The 7,260-nt window shown below is 62.9% G+C and carries 5 protein-coding genes and 1 pseudogene; 4 read left to right on the plus strand and 2 right to left on the minus strand.

Going from position 1 to position 7,260, the window contains the following annotated elements:
- Positions 1-180: 180 nt before the first annotated feature.
- Both GGD63_RS37325 and GGD63_RS37330 read right to left on the minus strand, forming a co-directional pair.
- Positions 181-1,896 (minus strand): SulP family inorganic anion transporter, encoded by a 1,716-nt coding sequence (locus GGD63_RS37325; RefSeq protein ID WP_183249935.1) that lies wholly within the window; start codon positions 1,894-1,896, stop codon positions 181-183.
- 146 nt (positions 1,897-2,042) lie between these two features.
- Positions 2,043-2,786, minus strand: a complete 744-nt coding sequence (locus tag GGD63_RS37330; protein WP_183249923.1) for an SDR family NAD(P)-dependent oxidoreductase — start codon at positions 2,784-2,786, stop codon at positions 2,043-2,045.
- 138 nt (positions 2,787-2,924) lie between these two features.
- Between GGD63_RS37330 and GGD63_RS37335 the strand changes: the two genes are divergently transcribed.
- The 4 genes and pseudogenes from GGD63_RS37335 (at position 2,925) to GGD63_RS40890 (ending at position 7,026) form a co-directional block, all read left to right on the plus strand.
- Positions 2,925-3,695, plus strand: coding sequence for a methyltransferase domain-containing protein (locus tag GGD63_RS37335; protein ID WP_183249925.1), 771 nt, complete (start codon positions 2,925-2,927; stop codon positions 3,693-3,695).
- A gap of 198 nt (positions 3,696-3,893) precedes the next feature.
- Complete coding sequence (locus GGD63_RS37340) at positions 3,894-4,895, plus strand: DctP family TRAP transporter solute-binding subunit (RefSeq protein ID WP_183249927.1); 1,002 nt, start codon at positions 3,894-3,896, stop codon at positions 4,893-4,895.
- A 154-nt stretch (positions 4,896-5,049) separates the two neighbouring features.
- Positions 5,050-5,526 (plus strand): annotated as a pseudogene (locus tag GGD63_RS40885) (TRAP transporter small permease); the annotation flags it as partial.
- Positions 5,527-5,745: 219 nt separating this feature from the next.
- Positions 5,746-7,026, plus strand: a complete 1,281-nt coding sequence (locus GGD63_RS40890) for a TRAP transporter large permease subunit (protein ID WP_246785811.1) — start codon at positions 5,746-5,748, stop codon at positions 7,024-7,026.
- Positions 7,027-7,260 lie beyond the last annotated feature (234 nt).

The raw sequence follows: 7,260 nt of genomic DNA on the forward strand, positions 1-7,260 counted from the left end.
GCGGTCTCTTGCTGCGCGACCGATGTCGCATGTTGGCCCGACACTGAAGTCGCGGACCCCTATCGAAGTCCGGTTGGCAGCTCGTAGGATGGGTAGAGCACTTGCGAAACCCATCATGTTTCTTCTTGGATGCTGTCGATGGGTTTCGCTGCGCTCTACCCATCCTACGGGTTGCCCATCCTACGAACCAACCTTGACCTGATCCTCCCAGTCCTCCCATTCGACCTTGTTGATTTCCAGGTAGCTCGAGACGGCTGAGCCGATGGTCGGAAAGAAATGCGACTCGCCGACCTGAGCGTACAGACCAAATCGCTTCAGCTTGTCCTTCACCGGATCCTTGAGCTCGGCAAAGCAAAGTTCGATGCCCCTGGCGTGGAGCGCCTCGTCCAGTTCGGCGACGGTATCGCAGGCGGTGACGTCGACGCTCGTGACCGGTTCTGCGGCGACGACCAGCCAGCGAACAGGTGTCGGCGATTGCTCGATCGCGGCCAGAATTCGCTCCTTGAAGAACTCGGCATTGGCGAAGAACAGCGGCGCATCCCAGCGGAACAGCACCAGCCCGGGGATCAGGCGGGCATCGGGATATCTCGTGATGTCGTGATAGCCCTTGACGCCGTGCGCCCGCCCCAGGACGGCGGAGTGTGGGCGCCAGCCGTCCCACAGAAACTCCGCAATGGCCACCGCGATGGCGAGGCCGATTCCCGGGATAGCACCGAGCGCGGCGACGCCCACAAAGCACAGCACCGTCAACCAGAATTCCCAACGTTGAATCCGGTAGATTCGCTTGAGATCGCTGATCTCGATCAGGCCGATCGCGGATGCGATCACCACCGCCGCCAATGCGGCACTCGGCAGGTGCTGCAACAGATTTGGCGCAAGCATCAGAAGGAAAGCGATAGCGAGTGCGCCGACGACGCTCGTCAGCTGGGTGCGCGCGCCGGCGGCCTCGGCAACGGGCGTACGCGAGGAGCTGCTGCTGATCGGGAAGCCCTGAAAGAACCCGGTTGCCAGGTTGGCCGCGCCGAGACCCACCATCTCCTGGTTTGGATCGACCTTGTCTCCCAATCGAGCAGCATAGGTTCGCGACAACACACTGGTATCGGCGAACGAGACCAGAGCGATGGCGCAGCCGCCGGCCACGACCGAAATCAGATCGCCATAGCCGATCCAGGGAATCGAGAAGGCCGGCAGACCTTGAGGAAGTGGCCCCAAGACCTTCACGCCATAACCCGTTCCGAGATCGAATAGCGCGACGACAAGGGTCGCTCCGACGACGGCAATCAGGATTCCCGGCAGCCGTTTGCTGTCCTTGAGCAGCAGGATGACCATCAACGTGCCAAGTCCGACTGCGAATGCGACCCAATTTAGCTTGCCGTCGGCGATCCCACCGGCGATCGCCCAGAGGTCTCGCAGCGGTCCTTTGCTTTCGATCGAGAAGCCGAGCAGCTTCGGCAGTTGGCTGATCAAGACGGTCAAAGCGATCCCGTTCATATAGCCGTACCGTATCGGTTTGGAGAGAAGCTCGGTCACAAACCCCAACCGCGCGATGCCCGCCACAATGAGCACGCTCCCTGAAACGAGCGCCATCATCGCGGCAAGCGTTGCGGCTCGGGCCGGATCACCGCCGGACAGCGGAACAATCACGCCGAGGATGACGGCAGCCAGCGCCGAGTCGGGTCCGAGCACGATGATGCGGCTCGGACCGAACACCGCGTAGGCCAGAAGAGGCACGATGGTTGCGTAGAGGCCGTGGATGCCTGGCAGGCCCGACGCCACGGCATAAGCAATTCCGACCGGCACCAGCATGGTCGCCAGCACGAGACCCGCGAATACATCATGCCGGAGCCAGTCAGCTTCGTAGTGACGAAGCGTATCGATCCCGGGCACCCAACGCATCCAACCGCTCACCGCGCTCACTCCACCGCTAACGCGCGAGGATTTCGCAACCGCTCGACGGCCCCTTGACGCAAATCAACGTTGCCGATGCTTGCACTCTTCGGCGACGCAGCAATGTTTCGGACGTGCATCAAGAGCCTGCGCCCCTAGAACTGATACCTCCGCAAGCCCCCATCCACCGGGATCACCGTGCCGGTGATGTACCGCGCCACGGGCGAGGCCAGGAACACCGCGAGCGCGGCGAGGTCCTCCGGCTCGCCCCAATAGCCGACCGGGATCTCTTCTTCCGCAAAGCGCTCGCGATAATCCTGTGGGTAGTTGCGGCGGATCTGCTCGCTCATGATGCGGCCGGGCGGGATGCAGTTGATGGTGATGCCGTGCTCGCCGATCTCGCGCGACAGGCCCTTGGCCCAGGCGTGGACGGCGGCCTTCGCCGCGAAGGCGGCGTTGAGGCCCTCGGGCTCGGACTTGCCGGTGATGTTGACGATGCGGCCCCATTTGCGTTCGATCATCTGCGGCAAGAGCGCATGCGCGATGCGGCGGTAGCTGGTGAAGTTCAGCGCGATCGCCTCGTCCCATTTGCTGTCGGGCGCATCGACGGGCAGGGGACGGCTGCCGCCGGCATTGTTGACGAGGATGTCGACATGGCCGAGCTGCTTCAGCGCGAAGGCCGCGATCCTCTCGGCCGCGTCCCTGGCCATCACGTCCTGCTCGAACGGCGTGATCAACCCGGAGCCTACTTCCTTCACCAGCTCGTTCAGGAGGTCGGTGCGCCGCGCCACGCCGACGACGCGCACGCCTTCGGCAGCCAAGCCCTTGGCGATGGCGCGGCCGATGCCGATGCTTGCGCCTGTGACGACGGCGGTTTTCGATTTGAGCCCGAGGTCCATGGTCGCACGCTCTCTTGTCTGCTCTTGCTTGTTGCGTTTCCTGCCCTGTCCCCGCCGGGCTCATTTGCCCGACCGGGACGAGCAGTGGTAACCAAGAGCCACTGTGAAGGAAACACGAAAAAGAAAAGGCGCCCGCCGATGGTCTGGGATCCGCAGCAATATCTGAAATTCTCCGGCCACCGGCTCCGGCCCGCCGTCGATCTCTTGATGCGGATTCCGGATTTTGCGCCGCGCGCGATCGCCGATCTCGGGGCGGGCGCCGGCAACGTCACCAAGCTGATTAGGGAGCGCTGGCCGGATGCGACCGTCACCGGCGTCGAGGGCTCGGCGGAAATGGTTGCCGCCGGCCGCAAGGCCGCGCCTGACGTCGAGTGGTCGCATGAAGACCTCGGCCATTGGCGCCCGGCGAAGCAGTATGACTTGATCTATTCCAATGCCGCACTGCACTGGCTGCCCAATCATGCGGCACTGTTCCCGTCGGTGATGGAGAAGGTCGTGCCCGGCGGCATGCTTGCGGTGCAGATGCCGCGCAATTTTCTCGCGCCCTCGCATGTGCTGATCGGCGAGACCGCGCTTGATGGTCCCTGGCGCTCCAGGGTCGAGCATCTCGTCACCCCGCCGCCGGTCGAAGGACCGGCCTTCTATCACGATCTTCTCGCTCCGTTGTCCGCCAATATTGACATCTGGGAGACCGAATATCTGCAAGTGCTCGAAGGCGAGAATCCCGTGAAGGAATGGACCAAGGGCACGTGGCTGACGCGCTATCTCGACGTCCTCGCGGGCGAGGAGAAAGCCGCCTTCGAGGCAGCCTACGGGATGCGTGTCGCGAAGGCGTATCCGAAGAATACGGCGGGGCAGACGCTGTTTCCGTTCCGGCGTTTGTTCATGGTTGCCCAGCGCAAGGGCTGATGGCATTGCCGCAATGCGGCATAAGCGCTCGCTCCGCTGGAGCGGAGCGGGTGCCGGGTTGCGCATGCAGCTCTCGTCAAGATAGCTTGGCTGCGGAAAATTGGGCTTAGGTCTAGTTGTTCGGCTGGCGGTTTGCTGCCACTACTGACCGCGTAAAACAAAAAAGACCCGGTTTTAGAGGTTGTTGGGAGGTTCTTCATGCGCAAGCTGCTCCTTGCGGTTGCCGCCGCGGCCATTCTCATGGTGCCCGCGACCGGCCAGGCCCAGAGCCCTATCGTCATCAAGTTCAGCCACGTCGTGGCCAATGACACCCCGAAGGGCAAGGGCGCGCTGAAGTTCAAGGAACTCGCCGAGAAGTACACCGACGGCAAGGTCAAGGTCGAGGTCTACCCGAACTCCACGCTCTACAAGGACAAGGAGGAGATCGAGGCGCTCCAGCTCGGCTCGGTGCAGATGCTGGCACCTTCGACCGCGAAATTCGCGCCGCTCGGGATCAAGGAATTCGAGGCGCTCGATCTGCCCTGGCTGTTCAAGGACGATGTGACCTATTCCAATGCGATGAAGGGCACGGTCGGCAAGTGGCTGTTCCAGAAGCTGGAAGCCAAGGGCATCACCGGGCTCGCCTATTGGGACAACGGCTTTCACATGCTCTCCGCCAACCGCCCCTTGCTGAAGCCGACCGATTTCCAGGGGCTCAAATTCCGCATCTCCGGATCGAAGGTCGCCGACCAATATCTTCGCATCATGGGCTCGATCCCGCAGATCATGGCGTTCTCGGAAGTCTACCAGGCGCTGCAGACCGGTGTGGTCGACGGTTGCGAGAACACCGCGTCGAACTACCTGACGCAGAAGTTCTACGAAGTGCAGAAGGACATCACCGTGTCCTATCATGCACATCTGCAATATGCCGTGATCGTCAACGCGAAATTCTGGTCGGGCCTGCCGCCCGACATCCGCACCCAGCTTGACAAGGCCATGGCGGACGCGACCGACTACACCAACCAGATCGCACACCAGGAGAACGATGACGCGCTGGCCGAGATCAAGAAGATGGGCAAGACCAATCTGCATTACCTGACCGACGCCGACCGCAAGGCGTGGCAGGAAGCGATGCAGCCGACTTACAAATGGGCGAAGGGCCGGGTCGGGCAGGAAGTGCTCGACCTCATCGCCAGGGAACTCGACGTCAAGATGAACTGACGGTCGGGCCCCAATAAGAACAATACCAACGGTCGGGAGTGATCGCACTCCCGACCGTTTCGCTCTTGAAAGACAGGCTAATTCTGGGGGGCTGAAGTTGCTGCGCGTGCTGAATCGTTTCCTCGATCATCTCGAGGAGTGGCTGATCGCGACGATGATCGCGGCCGCGACGTCGCTCATCTTCGTCGCCGTGCTGCACCGCTACGGCGCCGGGCTGTCGATCGACATCGCCAAATGGGCGGAGGCCCGCAGCCTGAGCTTCATTGCCGTGCCCGCGCGCGCGACGTTCGTCTGGCTTGCCGCCCTCGACCTGTCCTGGGCGCAGGAGCTCTGCATCTACATGTTCATCTGGATGGCGAAGTTCGGCGCGGCCTATGGCGTGCGCACCGGCATCCATGTCGGCGTCGACGTGCTCGTCAACGTCCTTCCCGGCGGCTCGCGCCGCCGCGTCATCACCTTCGGTCTGCTGTGCGGCGCGCTGTTCACCGCGATCGTCGCCTATTTCGGCGGCGCGTTCGTCAACCAGATGTGGCAGACCGGCCAGCAGTCCAACGACCTCGAGGCACCGATGTGGATGGTGTATCTCACCATCCCGCTCGGCTCCGGATTGATGTGCTTCCGCTTCCTCCAGGTCGCATGGTCGTTCTACCGCACCGGTGAGCTGCCGCATCACGACATGGCGGGTGTCGAAGGCGTCGAGCCGGATCCGGTTCATCCGGCGCCGGTCACGCACAGCCAGGTCGTCCGGGACGAGCGCAGCCCGCTCGGCTGGATCCTGATGCTGCTGCCGGTCCTGATCGTCGCCGTGTGTTTCGCTCATGCGGGCCACGTCATCACGCTGCCGCAAGGTCTGCGCGTCGGCATCGTGTTCGCCCTCCTGCTCTCGTTGATGCTCACAGGCATGCCGATCTCGATCGCGCTGGGTCTGACCGTGCTCAGCTTCATGTTCACGCTGACCGACGTGCGAACGGAATCGGTGGCGCTGAAGCTGTTCACCGGCATCGAGAATTTCGAGATCATGGCGATCCCGTTCTTCATTCTGGCCGGCAACTTCCTGACCCATGGCGGCGTGGCGCGCCGGATGATCACGTTCGCGACCGCGCTGGTCGGCCACTGGTACGGCGGTCTGGCCTTGTCGGGCGTGGTCGCCTGCGCGCTGTTTGCCGCGATTTCCGGCTCCTCGCCCGCCACCGTGGTGGCGATCGGCTCGGTCATCCTGCCCGCCATGATCGCGCAGGGATTTCCGCGGCGGTTCGGTGCGGGCGTGATCACGACATCGGGCTCGCTCGGCATTCTCATTCCGCCGTCGATTCCGATGGTTCTCTACGCCGTCTCGACCAACAGCTCGGTCGGAAAACTGTTCATCGCCGGCATCGTCCCCGGATTCGTGCTGGCCTCGCTGCTCGGTGCCACGACGTTCTATCGCGCCTGGCGCAACGACTATCCGCGCATGCCGAAGGCGACGTTCCTCGAGCGTCTCGATGCGTTCCGCAAGTCGATCTGGGGAATCCTGCTGATCGTGATCGTGATCGGCGGCATCTACAGCGGCCTGTTCACGCCGACCGAGGCTGCCGCCGTCAGCGCGGTCTACGCCTTCATCGTCGCGGTGTTCATCTACAAGGATCTGAGGCTGCGCGACGTGCCGCGGGTGCTGCTGTCGTCGGCGAACCTCTCGGCGATGCTGCTCTACATCATCACCAACGCCGTGCTGTTCTCGTTCCTGATGACCTACGAGAACGTGCCGCAGGCGCTGGCGCAATGGATGATCGACCAGGGCCTGGGGTGGATCGGCTTCCTGCTCGTCGTCAACCTGCTGCTGCTGCTGGCCGGCAACGTGATGGAGCCGTCCTCGATCATCCTGATCATGGCGCCGATCCTGTTTCCGGTCGCGATCAAGCTCGGCATCGATCCCATCCATTTCGGCATCCTGATGACGGTCAACATGGAGGTCGGGCTGTGCCATCCGCCCGTCGGCCTCAATCTCTACGTCGCCTCAGGCATCGCCAAGATGGGAATCACCGAGCTCACGGTCGCGGTATGGCCGTGGCTGCTGACGATGCTGGCCTTCCTCGTGATGGTGACCTACTGGCCCGGCCTGTCGTTGTGGCTGCCAAGGTTGCTGGGGATGTAGCCAAGCAAGCAGCACGAACGGTGCACCCTCTCCCCTTGCGGGAGAGGGTGGCTCGCCGCGAAGCGGCGAGACGGGTGAGGGGTTCTCTCTCCTCACGAACAGTCTTGCGAGCGGAGACATACCCCTCATCCGGCGCTTCGTGTCCAGCGGATGGATGGGTAACACAATAGACCGGATCGATAGGTGACAGTCGTTCATGGTTCGGTCCGCTGCGGCGCTGCGCTAGCGCAGCGC

It is taken from the genome of Bradyrhizobium sp. cir1 (assembly GCF_014198245.1).
GTDB lineage: Bacteria > Pseudomonadota > Alphaproteobacteria > Rhizobiales > Xanthobacteraceae > Bradyrhizobium.

Excerpts from the sequence above, each read along its gene's own strand:
- GGD63_RS37325 (WP_183249935.1), bottom strand. The coding sequence starts at position 1,896 with ATGCGTTGGGTGCCCGGGATCGATACGCTTCGTCACTACGAAGCTGAC.
- GGD63_RS37330 (WP_183249923.1), bottom strand. The coding sequence starts at position 2,786 with ATGGACCTCGGGCTCAAATCGAAAACCGCCGTCGTCACAGGCGCAAGC.
- GGD63_RS37335 (WP_183249925.1), top strand. The coding sequence starts at position 2,925 with ATGGTCTGGGATCCGCAGCAATATCTGAAATTCTCCGGCCACCGGCTC.
- GGD63_RS37340 (WP_183249927.1), top strand. The coding sequence starts at position 3,894 with ATGCGCAAGCTGCTCCTTGCGGTTGCCGCCGCGGCCATTCTCATGGTG.